This window comes from Mesorhizobium sp. B2-3-5 (assembly GCF_006442395.1).
Taxonomy (GTDB): Bacteria; Pseudomonadota; Alphaproteobacteria; order Rhizobiales; family Rhizobiaceae; genus Mesorhizobium.
Genome location: NZ_VFVX01000052.1, coordinates 1 through 25,838 on the forward strand (window position 1 = coordinate 1; position 25,838 = coordinate 25,838).

At 63.2% G+C, this 25,838-nt stretch carries 20 protein-coding genes; 11 read left to right on the top strand and 9 right to left on the bottom strand.

The annotated features are described in order from the left end of the window. Nucleotides 1-330: 330 nt before the first annotated feature. The 7 genes from FJ958_RS29535 to FJ958_RS29565 all read left to right on the top strand — a co-directional run bounded on the left by FJ958_RS29535 (nucleotide 331) and on the right by FJ958_RS29565 (nucleotide 9,766). Nucleotides 331-933, top strand: a complete 603-nt coding sequence (locus tag FJ958_RS29535) for an ANTAR domain-containing response regulator (protein ID WP_140749046.1) — start codon at nucleotides 331-333, stop codon at nucleotides 931-933. Between the two features lie 2 nt (nucleotides 934-935). Beyond that, entirely contained in the window at nucleotides 936-2,174 is a 1,239-nt protein-coding gene (locus FJ958_RS29540; protein ID WP_181176568.1) for a CmpA/NrtA family ABC transporter substrate-binding protein, read from the top strand. Nucleotides 2,175-2,521: 347 nt separating this feature from the next. After that, nucleotides 2,522-2,695, top strand: coding sequence for a twin-arginine translocation signal domain-containing protein (locus FJ958_RS29545; RefSeq protein WP_140749052.1), 174 nt, complete (start codon nucleotides 2,522-2,524; stop codon nucleotides 2,693-2,695). A 70-nt stretch (nucleotides 2,696-2,765) separates the two neighbouring features. Then, complete coding sequence (locus tag FJ958_RS29550) at nucleotides 2,766-4,070, top strand: nitrate/nitrite transporter (protein ID WP_140749055.1); 1,305 nt, start codon at nucleotides 2,766-2,768, stop codon at nucleotides 4,068-4,070. 20 nt (nucleotides 4,071-4,090) lie between these two features. After that, nucleotides 4,091-6,541: a nitrite reductase large subunit NirB gene (gene nirB / locus FJ958_RS29555; protein ID WP_140749058.1), complete on the top strand. Its 2,451-nt coding sequence runs from the start codon at nucleotides 4,091-4,093 to the stop codon at nucleotides 6,539-6,541. Continuing rightward, nucleotides 6,541-6,876, top strand: coding sequence for a nitrite reductase small subunit NirD (gene nirD, locus FJ958_RS29560; RefSeq protein ID WP_181176569.1), 336 nt, complete (start codon nucleotides 6,541-6,543; stop codon nucleotides 6,874-6,876). Before nirB ends, nirD begins: the two co-directional genes overlap by 1 nt. A gap of 4 nt (nucleotides 6,877-6,880) precedes the next feature. Further along, entirely contained in the window at nucleotides 6,881-9,766 is a 2,886-nt protein-coding gene (locus tag FJ958_RS29565) for a nitrate reductase (protein ID WP_140749064.1), read from the top strand. A gap of 381 nt (nucleotides 9,767-10,147) precedes the next feature. Here the strand turns inward: FJ958_RS29565 and FJ958_RS29570 are convergent, their stop codons facing one another. From FJ958_RS29570 to FJ958_RS29615, 9 genes are all read right to left on the bottom strand, one after another. Further along, complete coding sequence (locus tag FJ958_RS29570) at nucleotides 10,148-11,047, bottom strand: LysR substrate-binding domain-containing protein (RefSeq protein ID WP_246679832.1); 900 nt, start codon at nucleotides 11,045-11,047, stop codon at nucleotides 10,148-10,150. Nucleotides 11,048-11,112: 65 nt separating this feature from the next. Further along, nucleotides 11,113-12,501 carry an argininosuccinate lyase gene (gene argH, locus FJ958_RS29575; protein WP_140749070.1) on the bottom strand — a complete coding sequence of 463 codons (1,389 nt, stop codon included), beginning with the start codon at nucleotides 12,499-12,501 and terminating at the stop codon, nucleotides 11,113-11,115. 7 nt (nucleotides 12,502-12,508) lie between these two features. After that, the gene (locus tag FJ958_RS29580; RefSeq protein ID WP_140749073.1) at nucleotides 12,509-13,870 is read right to left on the bottom strand and encodes an MmgE/PrpD family protein; all 1,362 of its coding nucleotides are present in this window, start codon (nucleotides 13,868-13,870) and stop codon (nucleotides 12,509-12,511) included. After that, nucleotides 13,863-14,756, bottom strand: coding sequence for a polysaccharide deacetylase family protein (locus FJ958_RS29585; RefSeq protein ID WP_140749076.1), 894 nt, complete (start codon nucleotides 14,754-14,756; stop codon nucleotides 13,863-13,865). Before FJ958_RS29585 ends, FJ958_RS29580 begins: the two co-directional genes overlap by 8 nt. Beyond that, nucleotides 14,753-15,532, bottom strand: coding sequence for a polysaccharide deacetylase (locus FJ958_RS29590; protein ID WP_246679834.1), 780 nt, complete (start codon nucleotides 15,530-15,532; stop codon nucleotides 14,753-14,755). Before FJ958_RS29590 ends, FJ958_RS29585 begins: the two co-directional genes overlap by 4 nt. Before the next feature lie 240 nt (nucleotides 15,533-15,772). Continuing rightward, nucleotides 15,773-16,600 (bottom strand): ABC transporter substrate-binding protein, encoded by an 828-nt coding sequence (locus tag FJ958_RS29595; protein WP_140749082.1) that lies wholly within the window; start codon nucleotides 16,598-16,600, stop codon nucleotides 15,773-15,775. Between the two features lie 26 nt (nucleotides 16,601-16,626). Further along, the gene (locus tag FJ958_RS29600; protein WP_140749085.1) at nucleotides 16,627-17,388 is read right to left on the bottom strand and encodes an amino acid ABC transporter ATP-binding protein; all 762 of its coding nucleotides are present in this window, start codon (nucleotides 17,386-17,388) and stop codon (nucleotides 16,627-16,629) included. After that, nucleotides 17,388-18,269 (bottom strand): amino acid ABC transporter permease, encoded by an 882-nt coding sequence (locus FJ958_RS29605; protein WP_140749088.1) that lies wholly within the window; start codon nucleotides 18,267-18,269, stop codon nucleotides 17,388-17,390. Before FJ958_RS29605 ends, FJ958_RS29600 begins: the two co-directional genes overlap by 1 nt. Before the next feature lie 904 nt (nucleotides 18,270-19,173). Then, nucleotides 19,174-19,746 (bottom strand): TetR family transcriptional regulator, encoded by a 573-nt coding sequence (locus FJ958_RS29615; protein ID WP_140749091.1) that lies wholly within the window; start codon nucleotides 19,744-19,746, stop codon nucleotides 19,174-19,176. Between the two features lie 979 nt (nucleotides 19,747-20,725). Between FJ958_RS29615 and FJ958_RS29625 the strand changes: the two genes are divergently transcribed. The 4 genes from FJ958_RS29625 to FJ958_RS29640 form a co-directional block, all read left to right on the top strand. Continuing rightward, nucleotides 20,726-20,998, top strand: a complete 273-nt coding sequence (locus FJ958_RS29625; RefSeq protein WP_140749097.1) for a hypothetical protein — start codon at nucleotides 20,726-20,728, stop codon at nucleotides 20,996-20,998. Between the two features lie 67 nt (nucleotides 20,999-21,065). Continuing rightward, on the top strand, nucleotides 21,066-22,184 hold the full coding sequence (locus FJ958_RS29630; protein ID WP_181176570.1) for an efflux RND transporter periplasmic adaptor subunit: 1,119 nt from the start codon (nucleotides 21,066-21,068) through the stop codon (nucleotides 22,182-22,184). A gap of 14 nt (nucleotides 22,185-22,198) precedes the next feature. After that, nucleotides 22,199-23,275, top strand: coding sequence for an efflux RND transporter periplasmic adaptor subunit (locus FJ958_RS29635; protein ID WP_181176571.1), 1,077 nt, complete (start codon nucleotides 22,199-22,201; stop codon nucleotides 23,273-23,275). Then, nucleotides 23,265-25,838: efflux RND transporter permease subunit (locus FJ958_RS29640; RefSeq protein WP_140749106.1), on the top strand; the 2,574-nt coding region annotated here is incomplete at its 3' end. The genes FJ958_RS29635 and FJ958_RS29640, both read left to right, overlap by 11 nt.

Consider the following 25,838-nt stretch of genomic DNA (forward strand, 5'->3'; position numbering starts at 1 on the left):
GCAGTGCAGCGCGCCCGCTACATGACTCTGGAAAGCGTCGGCCAATTGAGCGATGATCCCCTCACCAGCCTGCCCGCCGTGGCGCGCTGATCAGCCCGGCCCATGCCGGAGAGCGCGGCGACCAATGCCGCCAGCTACACCACTCTGTGGGGCGCGATCTTCGGATGATTAAGCTGGAAAGCCGGCTCTGGCGTTCGTGGTACCTGCAATCCCTGTTCGTCAGGTCGCGCCAACTGGAGACTGGGTCAACGTGATAGATTCAAAGGCGTTGCCAAGTCAGCCATTCCGCCATGCGCATTGCACAATGCCATGGCTTCGACATATTGAGGCATGTTCCACGCCTCCCTCGCCGTTCTGGTGATCGACGAAAACCGCATCCGTGCCTCGATCATCGAGGCCGGGCTGCGGGCGGCCGGGCATGAGCGGGTGACCGTCATCCATGACGTCACCGGGATTGCGCGCCGTATTGCCGAGATCGAGCCGGACGTCATCGTCATCGACCTCGAAAACCCCAACCGCGACATGCTGGAAAACATGTTCCAGCTCTCGCGCGTGGTGAAGCGGCCAATCGCCATGTTCGTCGACCGCTCCGACCAAGCCTCGATCGAGGCGGCGGTCGAGGCCGGAGTATCGGCCTATGTCGTCGACGGACTTAGGCAAGAGCGCGTCAAGCCGATCCTCGACATGGCCGTGAGCCGCTTCAACGCCTTTTCGCGCATGGCGCGCGAGCTTGAAGAGGCGCGCAGCGAACTGGAGAACCGCAAGCTGATCGACCGCGCCAAGGGCATCTTGATGAAGTCGCGCGGCCTCTCCGAGGACGCCGCCTACACGCTGCTGCGCAAGACGGCGATGAACCAGAACCGCAAGATCAGCGACATCGCGCAGAGCCTGGTGACCGCCGCCGGGCTGCTTGCGCCGCCGAAGGGCGAGTGACGATGAACTCCAAACATGAAATCTCCGCCGGCTTCATGCCACTCTTCGACAGCGCCGTCCTGGTCGCCGCCCGGGAGATGGGTTTTGCAGCCCGCGAGGGCATCGAACTCAAGCTGCAGCGCGAGACCTCCTGGGCCAACATCCGCGACCGGATCGCCATCGGCCATTTCGACGTCGCCCACATGCTAGGGCCGATGCCGTTGGCCTGCAGCCTCGGCCTCACGCCGATCGCCTCAGATACGATCGTGCCGTTTTCGCTCGGTCTCGGCGGCAACTGCATCACTGTCTCCAACGCCGTGTGGAACCGAATGGCAGCGCATGGCGCGGTGCCCGACCTCGACCCCGCCCGCACCGGGGCCGCGCTTGGCTCGCTCATTCGCGAGCGGGCGACATCTGCCTGCGAGCCGCTGCGCTTCGCCGTCGTCCATCCCCATTCCGGGCACAATTACGAATTGCGCTACTGGCTTGCCGCCTGTGGCATCGATCCGTCCCGCGAGATCGAGATCATAATCGTGCCACCCCCTTTCATGGCCGATGCGCTGGCCGCCGGCCGCATCGACGGCTATTGCGTCGGCGAGCCCTGGAACAGCGCCGCCGTCGCTGCCGAAACGGGCCACATGGTCACGGTCAAGGCGCTGCTTTGGCGCAACAGCCCCGAAAAGGTGATCGGCGCGCGCAAGGCCTGGGCGGAAGCAAACCCGGACGCGTTGGCGGCGCTGCTGCGGGCGCTCCATCATTCCGCACGCTGGTGCCAGAACCGGGAAAACCACAACGAACTGGCGGAGCTGATGGCAGGATCCCGCTTCCTCGGGCTGCCGGCTTCGGTGCAGATGCCGATCCTCACTGGCCGGCTTAAATTGGGCGGGGGCGTGGAACGGACGATCGAGGATTTCTTCGTGCCATTCGACAAGGCCGCGAACTTTCCCTGGAAGAGCCATGCGCTGTGGTTCTATACGCAGATGGTGCGCTGGGGCGATATCGCGCACACGGCCCGGAATCTCGCCATCGCCCGCGACTGCTACCGGCCCGACCTCTATCGCGCGGCGCTGAAACCGCTGGGTGTCGCGCTTCCCGGCGCCAACGCCAAGGTCGAGGGCGCGCTGAAGGTGGCGACGCCGGTGGGTTCGGCGGGGGCGAGCCTGGTGCTCGGACCGGATGGATTCTTCGACGGCCAGACCTTCGATCCGGACGAGATCGACGGCTACATCGCAGGCCAGAAGTCAGCCGTATCGCACCTCTGATCATTTCCGCCAACGTTGTGCGCTGCACAAAAAATATGCGACTTGTCCACGCCGCTGACCAATGTTTGACCCCGTGGCTAGCCGGTCACGCTGGCGATGCGAGCGACGATCGTATTGATTTCACTTGAAATTCGTTCTCATGCCAAAACTGGCACGGTTCCTGCTTTGAGATAATCGAGCCCTTCTCGGGCAATGGAACAGGCGTCCAATGGCGGGCGCCGAAGGCAAAGCTGCCGCTCAGGTCTAGACGCGATCCCGGATGTACGGACGCGAGAGACCTGGACGGCGGCTTTTTTGTTTTGGCCGGACGCAATGCAAGGCGCCGGCATATCCAAGCGGGGACGACGATGGCGAAACGAATCGGAACTGGCGCGTGCCTCAAGGACCTCACGCGTCGCGACTTTCTCGTCGGCAGCGCGCTGACGGCGGCGCTGTTCACCGCCGCGCTCCTTTTGCTTCCCCCGGATGCCACGCCCGAAGGCAAGGCCCCCGAGACGACCGCACCGGTCTCGTCGAACTGACCGAAGGACACGTCGTGACCATGATCAACAAACGGACGCCGCGCCTCCCACGCCGCAAACGGAGCCCAAGATGACCGCAAAAAATCTCGCAGCCGCGCCCAGCCAGGACAGTGCTCCCCGGCAGGCGCTCGTGATGTCCACCATAGCGTTCACCGTCTGCTTCGCGGTGTGGACGATCTTTTCGATCATTGGCGTGCGCATAAAGCAGGAGCTCGGGCTAAACGAGACGGAATTCGGCCTGCTCGTCGGCACGCCGATCCTCACCGGCTCTCTCGTGCGCATGGTGCTCGGCGTCTGGACCGACCGCTACGGCGGACGACTGGTCTACACCGCGACCATGCTTGCAGCGGCGGTCGCGACCTTCCTGCTCGCTTTTGCGCACACCTATGGGCAGATGCTGATCGCCGCGCTTGGCGTCGGGCTCGCCGGCGGTTCCTTTGCCGTCGGCGTGTCCTATGTCTCGCGCTTCTTCCCCGCCGACAAACAGGGGACGGCGCTCGGCATCTTCGGTGCCGGCAATGTCGGAGCCGCGGTCACCAAATTCCTGGCGCCGTTCGTGCTTCTCTCCTGGGGCTGGCAGTCGGTCGCGCTGATCTGGGCGGCGGCACTCGTCGTCATGGCTGCCATCTTCTGGTTCACCACCAGCGATGATCCGGTCATTCGTGAGCGCCGTGCCGGCAAAACAGCACCTGCGAGGAGCTTCTCGCAGGAATTCGCGCCGCTCAAGAACCTGCAGGTCTGGCGCTTCGCCTTCTACTATTTCTTCTCTTTCGGCGCGTTCGTCGCGCTGTCGCTGTGGCTGCCGCGCTACCTGATCGGCGTCTACGGTTTCGGCATCTCCACCGCCGGCATGGTCGGCGCCGCCTATTCGATCCCCGCGAGCATCTTCCGCGCCTATGGCGGCGTGCTTTCCGACCGCATTGGCGCTCGTACCGTGCTCTACTGGACCTTCACCGTCTGTGCCGTCGCGACTCTCGTCCTGTCCCTCCCCTCGGCAGACTACGTCGTGCGCGGCATCAGCGGGCCGATCGCCTTCCATTTCGAGATCGGCCCGCCCGCCTTCATCGTCGTCGCTAGCGTGCTCGGCTTCTTCATGAGCCTCGGCAAGGCCGCTGTCTACAAGCACATCCCCGCCTGCTATCCGCAGAGCGTCGGCGCGGTCGGCGGGGTAGTCGGCATGATCGGGGGGCTTGGGGGCTTCATCCTGCCGATCGCGTTTGGCGCGCTGAACGACCTCACCGGCGTCTGGTCGAGCTGCTTCATGCTGCTCTTCCTGATCGTTGTCGGCTGCTTTGCCTGGATGCATTTCAGCATCCGGCGGATTGAGCGCGAGGCGGCCGCCAACGCATCAAACCTTTCCTACGCGGCAGAGTGACAGCGGAGCGGATCACCATCATGAGCGAGAAACTCGTCATCATCGGCAACGGCATGGCCCCCGGGCGCATGCTGGAGCATCTCCTGGAGAAGGCGCCGGACCGCTACCAGGTCACCATCTTCAATGCCGAGCCGCGCGTGAACTACGACCGCATCATGCTGTCGCCGGTTCTTTCCGGCGAAAAAGCCTATGAGGAAATCATCATCCATGGCGACGGCTGGTACATCAAGCACGGCATCACGCTCTACAAGGGTCACAGGATCGTCGCCATCGACCGGGCGGCGAAGACGGTCACGTCGGACCATGGCGTGACCGAATCTTACGACAAGCTGGTCATCGCCACCGGCTCGGTGCCGTTCATCATCCCCGTGCCTGGTAACAACCTGCCGGGCGTGCTGACCTACCGCGATCTCGACGACGTCCGGGCGATGATGCTCGCCGCCCAGTCGCGCGCCAGGGCCGTGGTCATCGGCGGCGGCTTACTCGGGCTTGAGGCCGCGGCCGGCCTCAACGCGCAAGGCATGGACGTAACCGTTCTGCACGTCATGCCGACGCTAATGGAGCGCCAGCTCGATCCGGCCGCCGGCTACCTGCTGCAGCGCGCTGTGGAAGAGCGCGGCATCAAGGTCATCACCAAGGCCAACACCCAGGCCATCACTGGCAACGGCAAGGTCGAGCAGGTGGAACTCGCCGACGGCACCGTCATCCCGGCGACGCTGGTGGTGATGGCGGTGGGCATCCGGCCGAACGCGGCGCTGGCCAAGGAGGCAGGCATTGCCGTCAATCGCGGCATCGTCGTCGATGCCGGCATGCGCAGCAACGACCCCGACATCTACGCGCTCGGCGAATGCGCCGAGGTGGGGGGCATGGTCTACGGACTGGTGGCGCCGCTCTACGAGATGGCGCGTGTCGCGGCCGCCCAATTGGCCGGCGACGAGGCTGCTGCCTTCGTCCATTCCGACACGCCGACCAAGTTGAAAGTCACCGGCATCGACCTGTTCTCGCTGGGCGACTTCGCTGACGGCGAGGACCGGCAGGAGATCGTGCTGCGTGATGCGGCCGCCGGCGTCTACAAGCGCCTTGTCCTGAAGGACGACCGCATCATCGGCACAGTGCTCTATGGCGAGACCGCCGACGGCGCCTGGTTCAACGACCTGAAGAAGAAGCAGACCGACATTTCGGCGATGCGCGAAACCCTGATCTTCGGCCAGTCATACCAGGGGGGTGCCCCCCTGGACCCTATGGCGGCCGTTGCAGCCTTGCCGGATGATGCGGAAATCTGCGGCTGCAACGGCGTTTGTAAGAGCAAGATCACCGGGGCGATCAGGGGCGCGGGGCTGACGTCCCTCGACGCCGTGCGCGCCCACACCAAGGCGTCCGCTTCGTGCGGCTCCTGCACCGGGCTGGTCGAGAAGCTGATGGTGCTGACCATTGGCGATAAGTACAACCCAGCCGCCGTGCAGCCGATGTGCGGCTGCACCACGCTTGGCCATGACGAGGTGCGCCGGCTGATCAAGGCCAAGGGGCTGAAGACCATTCCGGCCGTCATGCAGGAGCTGGAGTGGAAGACCTCCTGCGGCTGCGCCAAATGCCGGCCCGCGCTCAATTACTACCTCGTCTGCGACTGGCCGGACGAATATGCCGACGACTATCAGTCACGCTTCATCAACGAGCGCGTGCACGCGAATATCCAGAAGGACGGCACCTATTCGGTCGTCCCTCGCATGTGGGGCGGGGTGACCAGCGCCGGCGAGCTGCGCGCCATCGCCGACGTGGTCGACAAGTTCGATATCCCGATGGTGAAGGTGACCGGCGGCCAGCGCATTGACATGCTGGGCATCCGCAAGGAGGACCTGCCGGCGGTCTGGGCCGACCTCGGCCAGGCCGGCTTCGTCTCCGGCCATGCCTATGCCAAGGGCCTACGCACGGTGAAGACCTGCGTCGGCTCCGACTGGTGCCGCTTCGGCACGCAGGATTCGACGGGGCTCGGCATCCGCATCGAGAAGTTCATGTGGGGCTCATGGACACCGGCCAAGGTCAAGATGGCGGTGTCGGGCTGCCCGAGGAACTGCGCCGAGGCGACGTGCAAGGATGTCGGCGTGATCTGTGTGGACTCCGGCTACGAGATCCATTTCGCCGGCGCGGCCGGCCTCGACATCAAGGGCACCGAAGTCCTCGGCCTCGTCAAGACCGAGGATGAGGCGCTGGAGCACATCGTGGCGCTGACGCAGATGTACCGCGAGCAGGCGCGCTATCTCGAACGCATCTACAAATGGGCCAAGCGCGTCGGCATCGAAGAGGTCAAGCGACAGATCATGGAGGATGGCGAGAAGCGTCGTGCCTATTTCGACCGCTTCGTCTTTTCCCAGACGTTCGCGCAGGTCGATCCCTGGTCGGAGCGCGTCTCCGGCAAGGACAAGCATGAGTTCCGGCCGATGGCCTCGGTCGGCTTTGCCGAGGCGGCGGAGTGATGGAGATGAGCTGGATATCGATCGGTGCCCTCTCCGACATCCCGCGCCGCGGCGCGCGCTGCGTCGATACCCCGCAAGGCAAGATCGCCGTCTTCCGCACCGCCGAGGATCAGGTCTACGCCATCGACGACCACTGCCCGCACAGAGGCGGGCCGCTCAGCCAGGGCATCGTCCACGGCGCGGCGGTGACCTGTCCCCTGCACAACTGGGTGATTTCGCTGGAGACAGGCTGGGCGCTCGGCGTCGACGAGGGCGCCGTGCGCACCATCCCAGTGAAACGCGAAGGCGAGCGCCTGTTTCTGGCGCTCGAAGCGCTGTCCACCCGCGCGGCCTGAAGGCATGGAGATCGAGGAAGCACGCGAGGTGAGGACCACCTGCCCCTATTGCGGGGTGGGCTGCGGCGTGCTGGCGACGGTCGCCGCGGACGGTGAAGTGTCCGTCCGCGGCGACCCCGCCCATCCAGCGAATTTCGGCCGGCTTTGCTCCAAGGGCTCCGCTCTGACCGAAACCATAGGTCTCGATGGCCGGTTGCTGCATCCGCAAATCGGCGGCCGTCGCGCCGGCTGGGACGAGGCGCTCGACCTTGTCGCCTCGACTTTCGCGCGCACCATTGCCGAACACGGTCCCGACGCGGTCGCCTTCTATGTGTCGGGCCAACTGCTGACCGAGGATTACTACGTCGCCAACAAGCTGATGAAGGGGTTTATCGGCTCGGCCAATATCGACACCAATTCGCGACTCTGCATGGCGTCCTCGGTGGCCGGCCACCGCCGTGCCTTCGGTTCCGACACGGTGCCGGGCTGCTACGAGGACCTGGAACTGGCCGACCTCATCGTTCTGGTCGGCTCCAATCTGGCCTGGTGCCATCCCGTGCTCTACCAGCGCATTGCTGCGGCACGCGAGCTGCGGCCACAGATGAAGATCGTACTGGTCGACCCACGCCGCACCATGACGGCCGATATAGCCGATCTGCATCTGGCGATCGCGCCCGATGGCGACGCGGCATTGTTTTGCGGCCTTCTGGCCTATCTCGGCGCGAACAGCGCGTTTGATCGCGACTACATCGCCGGGCATACCTGTGGCTTCGAGGAGGCCCTGACGGCGGCGGGCGCGCTCGATCTTGCCGGCATCGCCGCCGCCACAGGCCTCGGCGAACACGAGCTTCTCGGGCTCTACGAACTGTTCGCAGCGACGGACAAGACGGTCACCGTCTACAGCCAGGGCGTGAACCAGTCGTCGCAAGGCACCGACAAGGTCAACGCTATCATCAACTGCCATCTCGCCACCGGCCGGATCGGCAAGCCTGGGACAGGGCCGTTCTCGGTCACGGGCCAGCCCAACGCCATGGGCGGGCGCGAGGTCGGCGGCCTGGCCAATATGCTCGCCGCGCATATGGAGATCGAAGAGCCAGCGCATCGCGACCGCGTGCGGCGCTTCTGGAACGCGCCGGCCATTGCCGACAAACCCGGCTTGAAAGCAGTGGACATGTTTCGCGCGGTGGCCGAAGGGCGCATCAAGGCGCTGTGGATCATGGCCACCAATCCGGTCGATTCCATGCCGGATGCCGACATGGTGGAAGCCGCCATCAGGGCCTGCCCCTTCGTGGTGGCGTCGGAAGTGCTCGCCAGCACCGACACGGTCCGCCATGCCCATGTCCGGCTGCCGGCCACGGCCTGGGGCGAAAAGGAGGGCACCGTCACCAACTCCGAACGCCGCATATCACGCCAGCGGCCGTTCCTAGTGACGCCTGGCGAGGCAAGGCCGGACTGGTGGATCGTCGCTGAAGTGGCGCGGCGAATGGGTTTCGGCGAAGCGTTCGCCCATGGCTCTCCGGCGGAGATTTTTGCCGAGCACGCCGCGCTGTCGGGGTTCGAGAATGACGGCGCCCGAGATTTCGATATCGGCGCCTATGGCGGCATCGATCCTGAGGACTATCAAAGGTTAGCGCCGTTCCAATGGCCAGCGCCGAGCCAAGGCACCCCCCTCTGGCCTGCCGGCCATCTCCCCTTGGGGGGAACTCGGATGTCACATCGGCCTTCGCCAATCTCCGGCGTTATAGGAGAAGGACCGGCGACGAAACCGCCAATCTCCTTCCTTGAGGGGGAGATGGCCGGCAGGCCAAAGGGGGGTGTTCAAGCCGGACTTCGGCGGGAAAGCGCTTCAACAGAGCTCCAGCCCATCCGCTTCTTCGCCGACGGCAGCTTCTACACCCCAGGAGGCAAGGCCCGCTTCATCCCTATCCGCCCCTCGACCGAAACCCGCACCACGCCCGACTACCCGCTTGTCCTCAACACCGGCCGCATCCGCGACCATTGGCATACAATGACGAGGACGGGCAAAAGCCCGCGTCTGTCCCAGCACAATGCCGAGCCGTTCCTGGAAATCCATCCCGCCGACGCGCGCCAGCATGGCATCGGCGACGCCGATATCGTGCGCGTTTCGAGCCCGCACGGTAAGGTGCTTGTGCGTGCGCTCATCACCAGCCGCCAGCGTCGCGGCTGCGTCTTCGCGCCGATGCACTGGACTGACCAATTCGCGGCCCAAGGCAGGCTCGGCGCGCTGGCCGCGCCCCTCACCGATCCGGTATCTGGCCAGCCGGCGCTGAAGCATGTCGCGGTGCGCGTCGAGAAATTCGTCACCGGCGCCTTCGGCTTTGCCGTGACGCGGCAACGGCCCGAGACCATTGCCGCCGACTACTGGGCCGTCGCTCGATGCAAGGGCGGCTGGCGAATGGAACTTGCCTTTGCCGATGGTGGCGCCGACTGGACCGCGTTTGCTACTACATTATTCGGAACGTCGCCTGATGCCGAACTGCTCGCCTATCATGATTGCGATGCCGGCCAACACCGCGTCGCCGCCTTCGCCGACGAGCGCCTTCTCGGCGCGCTGTTCGTCGCGCCACGCCCGGTCGCGGTTTCGCGCGGCTGGGCAGCCGAACAGCTTGACGCCGCGCTAGCCGGCCAGCGTCAGCGCTTCAGGATCGTCGCCGGTCGCGCGGGCGCTGAAAAAGCGGACATCGGCGCGATCGTTTGCTCCTGCTTCGGCATCGGTACTAACCAGATCGCGGCGGAGTTGGAGGCGGGCTGTTCGACGGTCGAAGCCATAGGACAGGTACTGAAAGCCGGAACCAATTGCGGCTCCTGCCGTGCTGAGATCCGCGCCATAATCGGGGCAAGACAAGGTTCAGGCAGCGGAGTGAGGGATGTTGGATACTGCCAGTTTTAGGTGGCGAGCATCCATTCAATGCGCGAGTCAGGCGCAGACGCCTGTCCTGGCGCAGGGCAACCTCCACCGTAGAAGATAAATGCGGTTGGCGAGTGGCTGGACGAACTCCTTGAATCGACCTTGGCGAATTGCTGCGTAATCTACTGCCAGATAACGGGTATGTTAGTTGCAGAGGGTGTGAGGTCGGGCGAACCCGAAAACAACGAGCGAGATTGATTGCTGGCTCCATACCAATGGCCGCAATGGGGCCGGAAGCGGATTGGCAACTTTCCAGCTTCACAATAAGGATTACGGACGTTCAAATTCCATGATCGGAAACGTGTCCGAGCGCCGTCGGATTTGGCACAATTGCTGGCTGACGGCTCAAATCTCCAACGACATTTACGCTGGACGGTCCTTCACCAGCCAATCGAGCAGATCGGATACGAGCGCTATGGCATCCGCCCTTGCCGGACAGATGGCGTAGTAGCCATAGCCGCTTTCGATGACGCGCGAAAAGGGCGTGACAAGCGCGCCACTTTCCAGATCCTGCCGCGCTAAATGCATATCTCCCATGGTCACGCCGTAGCCGCTTGCCGCGGCTGTCATCGCAAAATCCTGGGTGTCGAATATCTGGTTGCGCGCCGCGGTCAGGTCATAGGCGCTTTCAGCCTGAAGCCAGAGCGTCCAGTCGCTCTGGCGAGCGTTGGAGTGCAGCAGCACGCAGTTAGCCAGATTTTCCAAGCGTGCCGGATTGCCAAGCATGCCGGCGAATGAAGGGGCGCACATCGGCGTAAGCTTTTCGGGCAGGAGCAGTTCGACCTTCATCCCCGGCCAATGGCCGTTGCCATAGAGGATCAGAAGATCGATGTCTCCGGGCCCGAAGTTCGGCCTGGCAAACCAGGCGGTGTCGATCGTGATGTTGAGGTCCGGGTGGCAACCATGAAGGTCGGTCAGCCGGGGAAGAAGCCAGCGCCGGGCGAATGTGGGCGGCATCCGCACGGTTAGGGACCGTCCCTTTGTCCTGGTCGCCTCGAAGGAATTGCGGAGCGAGATGAGCAATCCATTGACGATGGGAACGATCGCGTCGCCCTGCTCGGTCAGGACCACCTTGCGCGTATGACGCTGGAAGAGGCTGCAGCCGAAATAGTGCTCCAGCTGCTGAATCTGGCGGCTGATGGCGCTTTGGCTGAGATTGAGCTCCGACGCAGCCCGGGTAAAGCTTCCTGTCTCCGCTACGACAGAGAAGGTCTGCAGCGTCTGCAATGGCGGCAGCCGGTTCTGCTGGAATGTCGGTTTCAAATGATCCTCCGCGAGGGTGCCGTCCATTAAACAGGCGCCGTCGCGGAGGTAAACAGCGTTTCACGTCAGCCGAGGAGCGCGCGCAGCTCAGCTGCGGCGCGCCGCACCTGCTCGGGCGCCGTACCACCGCGATGGTTGCGGCTGGCGACGGAGCCTTCCGTCGTCAAGACATCCGCCACATCGTCGGAGATCACCGGTGCGAAAGCCCGCATGGCCGCGAGAGGCATTTCTGAGAGTGTCTCGTAGCCGTTGTCCCGCGCGGCGCCGACGATAGCGGCCACCGCATGGTGGGCATCCCGGAAGGGCATGCCGGCGCGCACCAGGTAATCTGCCAGGTCCGTCGCCGTCGAATAGCCTTTTTCGGCCGCCATGCGCATGTTGTCGGCCTTGACCTTGATCGTCGGCAGCATCTGGGTCGTGACGGTAACCGCGCCACGCACATTCTCCAACGTGTCGGTCAGCGGCGGCTTGGACTCCTGCTGGTCCTTGTTGAAGGCGAGAGGCTGCGACTTCATCAGCGCCACGGACGTCGTCAGGTTACCGATCACACGCGCGGCCTTGCCGCGGACAAGCTCGGCGAGATCGGGATTGCGCTTCTGCGGCATGATAGAGGAGCCGGTGCAGAACTGATCGCCGACCTCGATGAAATCGACCATTGGCGTACACCACAGGATGACTTCCTCGGCGAAGCGCGACAGGTGGCCCATGATGACGGCGCCGGCCGCGCAGATATCGACCACGTAATCGCGGTCGGAAACGGCGTCGAGCGAATTGCGGAAGGCGCGCGAAAAACCGAGTTCCTGCGCACTGAAATCAGGGTCGATGGGAAAGCCTGTTCCCGCGAGCGCCGCGGCGCCCAGCGGTGACACATTGAGGCGCTCGCGCGCCTGGCCGACGCGCTCGAGATCGCGAATGAACATCTCCGCATAGGCCATCAAGTGATGGCCGAACGTAACCGGCTGGGCGATCTGAAGGTGGGTGAAGCCCGGCATGATCGTAGCCGCATGGGTTTCCGCGAGATCGACGAAGGCGAGGATGAGCGCCTTCAACTCGAAGCCGAGCGCTTCGAGTTCGGCCCGTGCATAAAGGCGGATATCCGTCGCGACCTGGTCGTTGCGCGAGCGGGCGGTGTGGAGCTTCTTGCCGGCGTCGCCGACCAACGCCGTCAGGCGGCTTTCGACGTTCATGTGGACGTCCTCGAGCTCCTTCCTCCACGCAAAGGCGCCGGATCCAATTTCACCGGCGATCGTGTCGAGACCGGCCTGGATGGCATCGTGGTCCGCGGGCGTCAGGACGCCTGCGCGGGCAAGCATCCGGGCATGAACCTTGGAGGCGGCGACGTCATAGATGGCGATGCGCTTGTCCTGGTCGAGGCATTCGTGAAAGTCGCGAAAGTCGGTCGAGATGGCCTCCTTGAACAGGGGCGACCACGTTGCGTTCGAAGGTTCGGACATTGTCATCTCACGGTTGGAGCAGATCGGTGAAGGTGCGGACATCGTCGACAGCGTCGATGTCGAGGATCACATCGCGAAGCGCGGCAACGCGGGCTTCCGGCAGCACGATGCCAGCGAGATCGGTGTATTTGGCGATGATGCGCTCGTCGCTCAGCGGATTGAGCGGTCCGCCGAGGGGATCTTCGACCTTGGCCGAAAACGCCCTCCCATCACGGGTACGGATATCCACGGACGGCTCTTCCTCGTCGCGCATCGCCTGGTCGACCCGAACCGTCACACGGTCCAGCCATTTGCCGATCGCTGGATCACGCCAGGCTTTCTCCTCGAGCTCGGCCAACGAGACCTTGCCGTGATGCAGCCGGGCCGCAACGGCATAAGGCAGGCTCATCTGTGCTTGCGCCCGCGAGGTCACCGTCTTGTGGCCGCACATGCCGAACTGGAAGCCACTCATCTCGACGGAGACCGAAGCGACATCCGAACTCGCCAGCCCGTTGTCCCCGAGCATCAAATCGATGGCGTCGATGGCTGAATGCGTGCCGCGGCACGTCGCGTGCGGCTTGATTGAGCAGCGGTTGAGCCGCCAGTTCTGGCCGAAATCGCGACTGAGCTCTTCCGGCGCCGCCCGCCCGTCGCCAAAGGTTCCGAAAAATCCGCCCCAAACATCGTCGAAAGCCAAAAGCGGCCCGTGAAAACCGGACCGAGCGAGCCGGGCCGAAACGTAGCCGCCCTCCGCGGCACGGCCGGCGTGCAGCTTTTTGGCGGGGCCGCCATCATGGATGAAGGCCCAGGTCCCGCCCGAATAGGAGAACGCGCAGCCTAGCGCCGAGGCTATGCCGTCTCGATCCAATCCCAACAGTGTCGCCACGGCCGCCGCGGCGCCGAAGGTCCCGCAGGTGCCGGTTGAATGCCAGCCTTTGCCGTTGTGGATCTCATAGCCGCCGGCGGCCTCCAGGACGCGGCGTCCCACCTCATAGCCTAGCAACACGGATTTAAGGAACAACCGGCCGTCGACGGCTCCCTCCATCGTTTCGAGCGCCGCAATGACGGCCGGCACAACGACGGCGCCAGAGTGATCGCAGCCACCAGAATCGTCCAGCTCGAAGGCATGAGCGGACACGCCATTGAGGAAAGCAGCGGTGCGGGCGTCGGTCTTGAGCGGCAGTCCCCAGGCGCTCGCCTCTCCTTTGTCGCTCTTCAACCCTAGTGCGTCGACCGCGAGCTTCGTCTCGAGCGATGTCGCGCCCACGATCGAAACGCCGAGCGTATCCAGAATATGGAGCTTGGCTTTTCGCACCGTGGTTTGAGGAAAGTCCGAAAAGTCCGTGGCAGCGACTTTGTCGGCAAGCGCAGTGAGCATGGTTTCAGTCATCGACGCCCTGCTCCTTGCGATAGGTGTCGAAGACCTCGATCGGATGATCGTTCGCGACGGTCGAGTGAAGCGACTTCTGGCGCTCCGCTATCTCGCCGCCGGTGGCCAGCCACACATCGTCGAAGCTGAGGATGTGACGCAGCAGGTCCTCGACAAGCGAGATCCGCCCAGGTGTTCCGCTCCATTCCGGTCGAAGCTGGATAACGTAGCAGAGGCCGAAGCGGCGATATGCGTCGAACTCGGCGATCCAGTTGTGAAGGACGCCTTCGTAGTCGGGTATCCGGCCCTGACCCTTCGGAAAGGCGGGCGTGAAATTGAACTGAAAATAGGGCCGGTCTTCCAGCTCGACGTGAACCGGAATTTCCACAAGACCGGACGGATGGGTGTAGGGCACGTCGTCGCCATTGAGGCTGGCCGACCAACCATAACCCGCCTCCAGCAGAAGCCTGTCGAACCCTGGGGGCCAATTGCCCTGCGGCAGGCGGAACCCGGTTGCGTCCCTCCCCGCCAGCGTGTTCAGCGCGTCCCTCGATCGCCTGAGGCTGTCGAGCGACCGGGCAGGCGTGAGCGCGTCGTAGCGATCGAAGGCAAGGCCGCTGCTTGCGATCTCGTGCCCCGCATCGGCGATCCGACGCACCAGGTCGCCATGGCGATCCGCTGTTTGGGCGTTCAGGAACCAGCTTGCCTTGACGTTCGATGTTGCGAATGTCCGGCAAAGCCGCTCGACGCCACGGGTTGCGCCGAATTGCCAGACCGACAGGCTCTTCGACCTGTTGGCGAGATCGGGAGCGGCGGCTATCGCGTCGGCTCCGTCGTCGAACGGCACCGCGACCATCACGGCGCAGCTTTTGCCCTTGGGCCAGATTGTCGGCTGTGGTGTGGTCATGCCGTCAGCTTTCGATTGTCGGCCCCGGACCGGCGTTCGATCCACCAATGGGCGATGTCGCCGAGGCGGGCCGTCCAGACGCTGTCGCCTTTGCTGGCGATCGCCTCGAACAGGCCCTGGAGAATGGAAAGACGCCCCGGCTTGGCGCATACCTTCGGATGCAGGATCGTCGTCCAGCACAGCCCTTCGCGGTGATAGCCTTCGAACTCCGCGCGCCAGTTGCGCTCGACGGCGCGATAATCCGCAATCCGGTCAAGCCCGATCGGGAAATCCGGCGTCTCGGTGTAGGCAAGCGCGGTGTAGTCGTCGATGTCCCAGCGCGCCGGGATTTCAACGAGCCCGGGACCCTTATCGGAAGGATGGAAGTAGGGGCGGTCGTCGCCGCGCATGGAACTCGAGTAGATGACGCCGAAATCCTGGAGAAGCGCCGCCGTTTCCTGGCTCCAATCGCCCGATGGTGTTCTGAACCCGATAGGCGTCACGCCGAGCCGCTCGCGAAAAATCCGGCGCGACCGCGCCATCACGTCCAGTTGCTGCTCCGCCGTGAGGTCAATGAATACCTCGTGGCGGTGACCGTGATAACCAACCTCGTGGCCGCCGGCGACGATGCGCTCGCACCGGTCGGTCCAGTGCTCCACGACCCAGGTTGGGATGAAGAAAGTGGCCCTGAGGTCATAAGCCGCGAGCAGGTCGAGCAATCTCGGCAGCGCGCGCCACGGGCCATAGGCGCCCTGCGTGAAATAACGCGGGTTGGAAAGCAGCGACCCATCGAGCATCGCGTCTCCCGTCGGCCCGTCGACGTCGAAAGCGAGACCGACTGCGGATTGTCTTCCGGCCGGCCAAAGCGAACCGATGGAAAGAGGAGGCTGTGGCATGGGCGTGGTCATTCTGTTGGGGGATTCCCCCCGCGCCCGGCAAAGCCGGGCGCGGGGGCTCAAGGACAAAGCTCCCAGTTCCGGCCGGATGACCGGTCGAAAATCGCGAACTTTCGGGGAGGTTTAGGCGCGCCTTGGCGCTTACTTCACGCCGTTGATGACGGCCTTCGGCACCGCGTTGTGCACCAGGCCCCACTTCTTGAGCATGGCGTCGTAGGAGCCGTCCTTGATCAGTTCGTCAAATGCGCCGGCCACGGCATCGCGAAGGCCGGTATTGTCCTTCTTGAAGCCCATGCCGAACGTATCATTGTTGAGCAGGGGTTCGCCGACGAGTTGATAGGTGTCCGGCTCGAGGCGGATCTGGTAAGCGATCGTTTCGATGCCTTGCACCACGGCATCGTAGCGGCCCTGCTTCATGCCGAGACGGGCGGCGTTGGAATCGGCCGTTCCCTCGAACTTGATCGCAGGCTTGCCCTTGGCAACGCAGTTGGCGTCGCTCCAGCTGGTGACATTTTCGCCGAAGGAGGTCGAACGGCTGCCGGCGACGGTCTTACCGCAGAAATCCGTCGTTTCCTTATATTGGGCGGCGTTGCCCTTCATCGTGAAGAGGATCGGGCCACTCGTTAGGTAGTCGACGAAGTCCATGCTGGCCTGGCGCTTCACGTTGTCGCTCATGCCGGAGACGATCATATCGCCGCGCCCGGTCTGGAGCCCGCTCTGCAGCTCCTGGAATGCGGAGGTGACGAAAAGCACGTTGAGATTGAGCTTCTTGCCGATGGCGTTGATCAGGTCGACGTCGAAGCCGTCCAGCGTGCCCTGATCGGGATTGACGAATTCCATGGGCGGGTAGATCGGGTTGGTCAGGACGCGCAGTTCACCCTGGTTGACAAGGTTGAGCTTGGTGTCCGCGTGCGCAGCACCGGCCGCGACAAGGGCCATTGCCGAAACGGCAATGCGTAGGAATTTCATGGCTTTTTCCTCCTGAAGGTTGTTTTTCAAAGCACCGCAGAGATGAAGTTCCTCACTCTGGGATTTCGTGGACTTTCGAGAATCTCGGCGGGTGTCCCGCAGTCGACGATGCGGCCGGCGTCCATGAACAGCACACGGTCGGCCACCTCGCGGCAGAAGCCCAGTTCATGCGTGACGACGATCATCGTGGTGCCGGAGGCCGCAAGCTCCTTCATCACGCCCAGCACCTCGCCGACCAGTTCTGGATCGAGCGCTGAGGTCGGCTCGTCAAACAGCATCGCCTTGGGCTTCATGGCGAGCGCACGGGCGATCGCTACGCGCTGTTGCTGGCCGCCGGACAATTCGCCCGGGTAAGCATCGGCTTTGTGGGCAAGCCCAACGCGCTTGAGCAGGGCCTTGGCTTCCTCGACGCAAGCGGCCTTGGGGCGTTTCTGCACGCCCATCGGCCCCTCGATGATGTTTTGCAGCACCGTCTTGTGGGGAAAGAGGTGAAAACGCTGGAATACCATGCCCACGGACTGCCGCTGGCGGGCGATCTCGCGTTGGCTCAACGGATAGAGCTTGTTCCCGTCGCGGCGGTAGCCGACGATTTCGCCACCGACGGTGACATATCCAGCGTCGACTCGTTCAAGCTGGTTGATGCAACGCAGGAAGGTGCTCTTGCCGGATCCGGAAGGGCCGATGATGCAGACGACCTCGCCTTTCGCGATAGCGAAATCGATATCCTGCAGGACATGGAAGGAGCCGAAATACTTCTGCAGACCGACGGCTGTAATCAGGGCGTCCATCACGCTGCCTCCTCTGCCAGGGTCTGCTGGGCGGGCTGGCCCGGGCGATGGCCGCCCCAGCCTTTCGAGAAATGGCGCTCGATGAATATCTGGCCGATGGATAGCACCGTGACGACCACCATGTACCAGATCGCGGCCACGATCAGCAGTTCGATGACACGGGAGTTGACGTAGTAGACGTCCTCGACGCTTCTCAGCAGTTCGGAGAACTGGATGACGCTGGCCAGCGAGGTGAGTTTGACCATGCCGATGGTTTCATTGCCGATCGGCGGAACGATCACGCGCATGGCTTGCGGCAGGATGATGCGCAGCATGGCCCGCAGCGGCGTCATGCCGATCGAAAGGCCGGCTTCGGTCTGGCCCTTGTCGATGGAGAGGATGCCTGCACGCACCACCTCGGCAGTATAGGCGCCCTGCTGGATGCCGAGCCCCAGGAAAGCGGCGACGAAGGGCGTCATGACATCCACGGTCTTCAGGGAAAAAAGACCGGGAATCCCAATCGTGGGAAAGATGAGCGCGAGGTTGAACCAAAGCAGCAGTTGCAGCAGCGCAGGAGTGCCGCGGAACAGCCAGACATAGCCGATCGAGACGTTCCTGAGCACCGGGTTGTCCGACATGCGCATGATGGCGGCCATCACGCCCAGCACGATGCCCAGCGCCATGGCGCAGAAGGTCATGATGATCGCGTTGACGACGCCTTTGAGAACGCTCGGCGCAAAGATATTGTCGCCGACATATTTCCAGGCGATGTCGCCTACCCAGAACGCCCTGACGAGCAGCACGAGCAGGACTATGACGACAAGGCCAAATATTTTCGTCCAGATCTGGCGTGGCGGCACAACGACAAAGGCCGTCGACCTGGCGCTTTCGATATCGCCCATGACCATTGTTCCCCGAAGGCTCTATGCCCTCGTTCTTGTTTTGATGACGAAGCGTAACCTTGCGAGCACAGCTGCCGCAAACGAGATATGAACATGCGATTTATGATGGATTTGCATAAATCTCTTTGCCCTCCATTGCAGCGAATGTGGTTGACGGTATGTGACCACCGAGCTGACCCTTAAGGGCTAAGAGCTAACCGATGGCCTCAGAACTCGGACAAGGCGAACCTAGGTCCACCCCCCTGGACTCGATGACGTAGCCTAAGGCGAAGTCGGGTGAAGGATTGGTTTTGCCGCCAACAATCCTGCTAGTTGGTGAAACGCGTCCTGCGCCTACCACAAATCCCGAGGCCAGCCACGGGTCGTAAGCCAGCGTACCTGCAATCCAATGGACGTGTCCGCTTTCGGTTGAAGCGAACCTCACCGCAACGTCTGGCATGGGGCACTTCCAGACAGGCAGCGTTGGGGCCGCGAGCTGACGGTCCGGTTCTGGAACGAATTCGCAGAAACCTGACAGTCCGCCTCCGGCCCCGTTGAGCCGCGAGACGTTCTTGTCCCGTCGCCAGGAACGGACCTAGAAGCAGCCCGCACCGGAGCTATCGGCTACATGGGCGACACAACCTTCGGGCTGGCCATTGCAATCGCCTGGCGAAGACGATCACGGCGTTCAAGCAGGATCAAGGCCAGACCTTTCGAGTAGGAAATCCTTGCCGCATTTGTCCCTTGACCAGATCAGATGGCGCGGAAAAGCTTTTATGGCGAAGCGGCCGTTGATGCGCCTGCGCAGTTGCTGCACCTGACACAATGTTCGCCGACAGTCCGCGGCCGGCGTTAACGCCCTGGCACATCATCAACATCCGACCGATTGATTGAAGCATCGGCCTGATGGCGGTCGCAGAGTGCCTCAACCTTCTGCACTGGTCCCGTCTATCGCCCCTATTGCGCGGCCGATCAGGCTCGAGATTTCGGCCGTCTCTGCTTCCAAGAGTGCGGTGATCCCAATTACATTTCTCATAATGCCCACTCCCGCCAGGAGGGCCAGGACGAGAGCAGCGCGCAGTTCGGATCGATGGGGCGACATTTCCGCAAGAGGCCTTACGAACCCCGTCGTCGCAAGCTCCTTCAGGACCCTTGAGACTTCGGGGCTCGAAACTGACCGAATTATAATATCCACGGGCTTGACCTCGCCCTCCTCGCGTGGCCGCAGGACGTCTTCGATCATTGCATCGACCGGACTGCGATCCCCGGTCGCGACCCTGATTTGCCGATCGAGGGTCGACTTCACGCTTTCGACAAACAACCGCTCCTTCGATCCGAAACTGCGATGCACCCACGCCACGTCGACGCCGGCATCGGCAGCGATCTCGCGCAGGCCGGTCGCCTGGTACGACTGGGTCGAAAATTTCCTGACAGCCGCCCGCAGGATGCGTTCGCGCGTCGTTTCGCCAGCCTGAGTGCCATTTGCGTTCACTGTCATCGCCTCCCTTTAAAAATTTTCCCCAGCATAGCTACGCGCAAATTGCTCGTCAACAGCTGTTGACTTCGTGGTCAACATGTGTTGACTAGCGAGCGTGAACCCACCCGGCAGAGTTGGAATGCGGATGATCACAAGTCGAACGTAGCAGAAGGGTGGTGTGCAGCATGGCCAGGACTGGCGACAAGAACCCTCACGCGAGGCAGGCAGCCGCGCTGCCCGGACAACATTCATGCGTCTGGGACGCAAAGGAGAACTGAAATGAAGAGGCACTCTAAAACCGTCGCGGCGGCAGTCGTTGCCGGTCTGACGACTTGCCTGATCGCGATAGGCCCGACGGCGGCGGCTGCAGCGATGTCGGGCGTTGTTGTCGGGCAGGTAAATATGCGCGCGGGTCCGGGCACGAAATATCCGGTTGTCGTCACGCTTCCGGCGCGCGCGGGGCTAACGGTCTACGGATGCACGGCAAACGTGACATGGTGCGACGTGAGCCGGGGCCGCGACCGCGGCTGGATCGCGGCCAGCTACGTAAGCGTATCCTATGGCGGCAACGCCGTTGTTGTGACTCCCGCGGTCGCACCGGTGGTCGGGCTCACCGTCGTTAGCTTCAACAGGGCCTACTGGGACAGCTACTACGCCGGTCGTGCCTGGTATGGGCAGTGGACCGCCTACGCGGGCCCGTACGGCCCGGCTCCATACGGCAGAGCGGTTACGGGCTGCGTCGACGGAGCTTGCGGCGGGGCGGTTGCCGGCCCAGGACGTGCTGCGGCAGGATTTTGCGCCGATGGAACATGCAGAGGCGCTGCAGTCAACCGGGCCCCCTATGGCGGAGTCTGGCTGCGCCGCGGCTCCATCTCGCTCCATTGAGCATCGAACATCGTACTCTGCTCCGATGTAGCAGGCGGCCGAAGACAAAATCCGAGTATTCGGAAGCAACGGCAGCTTACGCCGGCACTACCAACCAGCAAAAAAGGTAACAACTATGAAAATCTCTCGTGCATTGATCATGAGCCTCGTCGCTTCCCTGGCGACTCCCGCCTGGGCCGCCAACGCCGCCTCGAACGCCTGTGCCGCAAGTCTCAGTCCCGATGCAAAGCTGATCTATGGAGCGGTCGTGAAGGAGGCGCCCACTCCGTCGACCCTGAAGCAGATCGTCACCGACAAGACGCGCGAACTGGTTCTTTCGAGCACCATCGCGATGTCCACGGCGCGCTCGAATGCGAAAGCGGCCGCTGACTGCATTGCCGGCAAATAGCGTCCGTCGCGAGAAGGCGGAGGTAAATACCTCCGCCTTCAGGGTCGTCCATTTCGGGATACGGGACATGGGATTGCTTCACAACATGGGACTGACAGTCTCCGATCGCCGCGCCTTTGCCGCTGCCGTCGCGGCGGCGACTGCCTTGATCGTTGCCGGCTTCACGGTCTCGGTCGAAGCGGCCGAACCGCCTGCCAGGCCGGTCTACGTCATGCAGGTCAGAGCGCAGGACATTCCGATGACGGCGTCGATCTCCGGTTCGATCGCCGCCCGCAACCAGCACGATCTCTCGTTTCGCGCAGGCGGTCAGGTCACAGATATCCTGGTCGATGTCGGGGACCGTGTCAGGAAGGGTCAGGTCCTTGCGAGTCTGGACACCCACGCGCTGCAGGCCAGCGCCGATCTCGCCGCAGCCTCCGTCAGCTCTGCCCAGGCGCAGCTGACCGAGGCGCAGGCAAACTTCAACCGGCAGAAGGCCTTGTATGCCGACGGAAACGCGACGCGTGCGACACTGGATGCGGCCCAAGCATCGCTCGACACCGCAAAGAGTGGCCTTATCGGCGCGGGGGCCCTCGCCGCTTCCGCCGAGGAAGTCCTCAGCTATGCGCAGCTGCCGGCAACCGCCGACGGCGTCATCGTCGGCCGCTCCGTCGATGCGGGCCAGGTGGTTCAGGCCGCCCAGCCGGTATTCACGGTCGCCGAGGATGGTCCGCGCGACGCAGTGTTCCAGGCATATGAGCGGTCTCTCGAGGGCGTGCCACGGGACGTGCCGGTCAAGGTCGAGCTTCTGGCAAACTCCACTGTCGTGGCAACGGGACATGTACGCGAGATTTCGCCGACCATCGATCCCTCGTCCGGAACGGTGCGCATCAAAGTTGGATTGGATCCTGGCTCGCCATTCATGCCGCTGGGGGCGTCGGCCACCGGATCCATACCGCTTCCGCCGCAGCACGGCTTTGCCCTGCCCTGGAGCGCGCTGTTCCGCGACCGCGACGGCCCGGCGGTCTGGATGGTCGATACAGCTTCTGGCACGGTGTCGCTGCAGCCGGTCGTGATTGGCCGCTACCTCGACAAGATCGTCATCATTGCCTCCGGACTGAAGGACGGCGCGACCGTCGTGGCGAAGGGCGTGCAACTGCTGTGGCCAAACGAGAAGGTCAGTCCCAAGGCGGAGGTGTCACAATGACCGCAACTCTCCGGTTGCTGAGCGTCGGAACGCTTGCAATTCTCGCGCTGGCCGGATGCGACGATCGGACCGACAAGGCCGCCGCGCCGGTGATCCGTCCGGTGCTTTCGATGGTCGTGCATCCGGTAACCGATGAGTTGGTCGGCCCCTATGCCGGGGATATTGAAGCGCGCTACAAGACCACCTTGAGCTTCCAAACCTCGGGGCGGATCATCAGCCGTTCCGTGCATGTGGGCGACCTGGTCACCAAGGGGCAATTGCTGGCTTCGCTGGACGCCAAGACCGACGAGGCCCAACTGGCCTCGGCACAGGCCGATGTGGCGGCCGCGCAGGCGACGTACCACAATCTTGCCCTTGTCGAAGAGCGCGCTAAGGCGCTCTTGCAGACCGCCGCCGCGCCGCAGGCCCAACTCGACAGCGCCATCAGCGCGCGAAAAACCGCACAGGCGCAATTGAACCAGGCGCAGGCGAACCTTGCGAAATCCGAGAACGAACTGACGTTCACCGCGATAAAGGCCACGTTCGACGGTGTGGTCACGTCGACCGATGCCGAAGTCGGACAGGTCGTGAGCGCCGGCCAGTCGGTTGTCACCGTGGCGCGACCGGACGTGCGCGAGGCGGTGCTTGAATTGCCCGAAGCACTTGCCTCACTGGCAGTGCCCGGCACGCCCTGGGGTGTCACGGTCGTCGGGGTGCCGGACGAGAAGACCACGGGCATCGTGCGCGAGGTTTCGCCGCTCATCAACGCGTCCACGCGCACGCAGACGGTGAGGCTTTCGCTGACCGATCCGCCGCAGGCATTCCGGCTTGGTGCAACCGTCGACGTTTCCCACGAACGGAGCGTGCCGTCTGAATATCTCTTGCCCACGAGCGCCATATTGAAGCGGGACGGCAGGATGCTCGTCTGGACGGTGGATCCGAAGTCGCTGAAGGTTTCCTTGAGGGTCGTAGGGCTGGGCGCAACAACCGATAGGTCGGTCGCCGTCACCAGCGGGCTTCGTGACGGCGACCGCGTGGTGATTGTCGGCGTCCACAGTCTTGATGAAGGTCAGCTGGTAGAACTCGGCAGTGAGGGCCCCAATGCGCTTTAATCTTTCCGAATGGGCACTCGAGCACCGTTCCTACGTCTGGTTTCTGATGGCGCTGGCCGTGGTCGCCGGCATCTTTTCCTACGAGCGGCTCGGACGTGAAGAGGACCCGAGCTTCACGATCAAGACGATGGTGATACAAGCCTACTGGCCGGGCGCCTCGCTCAGCGACACCACCAACCAGGTGACCGACCGCATCGAGAAGGCGCTGCAGAGCCTCGACACCCTCGACTATACACGAAGCCAGACGACCCCGGGCGAGAGCACCGTATTCGTCAATCTGAAGGAAGCAGCGCGCGGCCGCACCGTAAGCGATTCCTGGTATCAGGTCCGCAAGAAGATCAACGACATCCTCAACCAGTTCCCGCAAGGCATTCAGGGGCCCTATTTCAACGACGAATTCGGCACCGTCTACGGCAATAGCTACGCCTTTACCGCCGATGGGCTCAGCTATCGGCAGCTGCGCGACTACGTCGAACAGGTGCGTACCGACATCCTGACCATTCCCAACATCGGCAAGGCCGACCTGATTGGCACGCAGGACGAGGTCATCACCATCAATTTCTCGGCCCAAAAACTCGGGACGCTCGGCATCAGCGGGCAGCAGGTGATAGACCAACTGCAGGCCCAGAACGCGGTGACGCCGGCCGGTGTGATCAGTGCGGGAGCCGAACAGGTGCAGCTACGCGTCGGCGGCCAGTTCAAGTCCGAAGACGATCTGGAGCGGGTGAACCTGAAGCAGGGCAACAACTTCTTCCACCTTGCCGATGTCGCGAGGATCACCCGCGACTACAAGGACCCGCCCGATCCGCTGTTTCGATTCGACGGTCATCCGGCGCTAGGGTTGGGCATTTCGATGACGCCGAATGGCAATCTTCTTCATTTCGGCAAGACACTCAAGGCCAAGATGGCCGAGATCGAGGGCCGGCTGCCGATCGGGGTAGGGATCCATCTGGTGTCCGACCAGCCTGCCGTGGTCAAGCAGGCGGTCGGCGGCTTCACCAGCGCCCTGTTCGAGGCTGTGGTCATCGTCCTCCTGGTCAGCTTCGTCAGCCTGGGGCTGCGGGCGGGATTTGTCGTGGCCTTGTCGATTCCGATCGTGCTCGCCGTGGTTTTCATCTTCATGCATGCGGACAGCATCTCGCTGCAGCGTATCTCGCTGGGTGCCCTTATCATTGCGCTGGGCCTCCTGGTCGACGACGCCATGATCACAGTGGAGATGATGGTTTCCCGGCTGGAGGCGGGTGATACCCTCAGAAAGGCGGCCACTTTCGCCTATACCTCGACCGCCTTTCCGATGCTCACCGGCACTTTGGTCACCATCGCCGGCTTCAGCCCCATCATCCTCAATACCAGCACCGCGGGCGAGTATGTCGCGTCGCTGTTCTGGGTGATTTTTGTCGCGCTGCTCAGTTCCTGGGTGGTGGCGGTCCTGTTCGCACCCCTGATTGGCGTGCAGATCCTGCCCAAGGCCGTGAAGCCCGCATCCGAAAAACCGCAGCGTCTTGCCAGATGGTTCGCCGCCAGCCTGAGACTGTCACTGCGCTATCGCTGGACGACTATCGGCAGCACCTTGGCCCTGTTCGTGGCGGCGATCATCGGCCTTGGTTCGGTGCAGCAGCAGTTCTTCCCGGCCTCCGACCGACCGGAAATCCTGGTCGACATGACATTGCCCGAGAACTCCAACATTCAGCAGACCAAGCAGCGGATGGACGCGTTCGAGGCGAGCCTGAAAGGTGATGCCGACATCGTGCGCTGGAGCTCGTATGTCGGCGAAGGTGCGGTGCGGTTCTACCTGCCGCTCGACGCCCAGCTATCCAACCCCTATTTCGGCCAGATCGTCATCGTGCCCAAGGACCTCGATGCGCGGGCGCGCGTGAAGGCAATGCTCGACAAGCTCGTTGCCGACAAGTTCTCCGATATCGACGTCCTCGTGCACGTTCTCGACATGGGCCCGCCGGTCGGCCGCCCCATTCAGTATCGGGTGAGCGGTCCCGACATTCAGGCCGTCCGCGCCTACGCGCTGGACCTCGCCGGCGTAGTGGATACCAATCCGCATATCGGCAACATCAATTTCGACTGGAACGAGCCCGGCAAGTCGGTCGAAATCGATGTCCTGCAGGACAAGGCGCGGCAATTGGGCGTGACCTCGCAGAGCGTCGCGCAGGTACTCAACAGCGTCATTGCCGGCACCACGATCACGCAAGTTCGAGACAACATCTATCTCGTCGATGTCGTCGCCCGCGGCGAACGCGATCAGCGCGATTCCATCGAGACGATCCAGAACCTGCAGGTGCCGACCGCGAGCGGCGTGGCTGTGCCGCTGGCTTCATTTGCCGACATCGTCTACGGGCTCGACCAGCCGACCGTCTGGCGGCGCGACCGGCTGCCCACGATCACGGTGCAGGCCACCCTCAACGATGCGATCGAGGCCGCAACCGTGAACAAGCAGCTCGCGCCGCAAATCGCCGCGTTCGGCGCGAAGCTCCCGCCGGGATACAAGGTTGCGGCCGGCGGCACGCTTGAGAGCAGCGACAAGTCGCATGCGGCCCTCGCGGCGACGCTG

What these genes read in the sequence shown, in the direction of transcription:
- FJ958_RS29600 (WP_140749085.1), bottom strand. Translation starts at nt 17,388, where the DNA reads ATGGACGCCCTGATTACAGCCGTCGGTCTGCAGAAGTATTTCGGCTCC.
- FJ958_RS29565 (WP_140749064.1), top strand. Translation starts at nt 6,881, where the DNA reads ATGGAGATCGAGGAAGCACGCGAGGTGAGGACCACCTGCCCCTATTGC.
- FJ958_RS29595 (WP_140749082.1), bottom strand. Translation starts at nt 16,600, where the DNA reads ATGAAATTCCTACGCATTGCCGTTTCGGCAATGGCCCTTGTCGCGGCC.
- FJ958_RS29590 (WP_246679834.1), bottom strand. Translation starts at nt 15,532, where the DNA reads ATGCTCGATGGGTCGCTGCTTTCCAACCCGCGTTATTTCACGCAGGGC.
- FJ958_RS29630 (WP_181176570.1), top strand. Translation starts at nt 21,066, where the DNA reads ATGGGATTGCTTCACAACATGGGACTGACAGTCTCCGATCGCCGCGCC.
- nirD (WP_181176569.1), top strand. Translation starts at nt 6,541, where the DNA reads ATGGAGATGAGCTGGATATCGATCGGTGCCCTCTCCGACATCCCGCGC.
- FJ958_RS29615 (WP_140749091.1), bottom strand. Translation starts at nt 19,746, where the DNA reads ATGACAGTGAACGCAAATGGCACTCAGGCTGGCGAAACGACGCGCGAA.
- FJ958_RS29540 (WP_181176568.1), top strand. Translation starts at nt 936, where the DNA reads ATGAACTCCAAACATGAAATCTCCGCCGGCTTCATGCCACTCTTCGAC.
- FJ958_RS29580 (WP_140749073.1), bottom strand. Translation starts at nt 13,870, where the DNA reads ATGACTGAAACCATGCTCACTGCGCTTGCCGACAAAGTCGCTGCCACG.
- nirB (WP_140749058.1), top strand. Translation starts at nt 4,091, where the DNA reads ATGAGCGAGAAACTCGTCATCATCGGCAACGGCATGGCCCCCGGGCGC.
- FJ958_RS29625 (WP_140749097.1), top strand. Translation starts at nt 20,726, where the DNA reads ATGAAAATCTCTCGTGCATTGATCATGAGCCTCGTCGCTTCCCTGGCG.
- FJ958_RS29550 (WP_140749055.1), top strand. Translation starts at nt 2,766, where the DNA reads ATGACCGCAAAAAATCTCGCAGCCGCGCCCAGCCAGGACAGTGCTCCC.
- argH (WP_140749070.1), bottom strand. Translation starts at nt 12,501, where the DNA reads ATGTCCGAACCTTCGAACGCAACGTGGTCGCCCCTGTTCAAGGAGGCC.
- FJ958_RS29535 (WP_140749046.1), top strand. Translation starts at nt 331, where the DNA reads ATGTTCCACGCCTCCCTCGCCGTTCTGGTGATCGACGAAAACCGCATC.
- FJ958_RS29545 (WP_140749052.1), top strand. Translation starts at nt 2,522, where the DNA reads ATGGCGAAACGAATCGGAACTGGCGCGTGCCTCAAGGACCTCACGCGT.
- FJ958_RS29605 (WP_140749088.1), bottom strand. Translation starts at nt 18,269, where the DNA reads ATGGGCGATATCGAAAGCGCCAGGTCGACGGCCTTTGTCGTTGTGCCG.
- FJ958_RS29585 (WP_140749076.1), bottom strand. Translation starts at nt 14,756, where the DNA reads ATGACCACACCACAGCCGACAATCTGGCCCAAGGGCAAAAGCTGCGCC.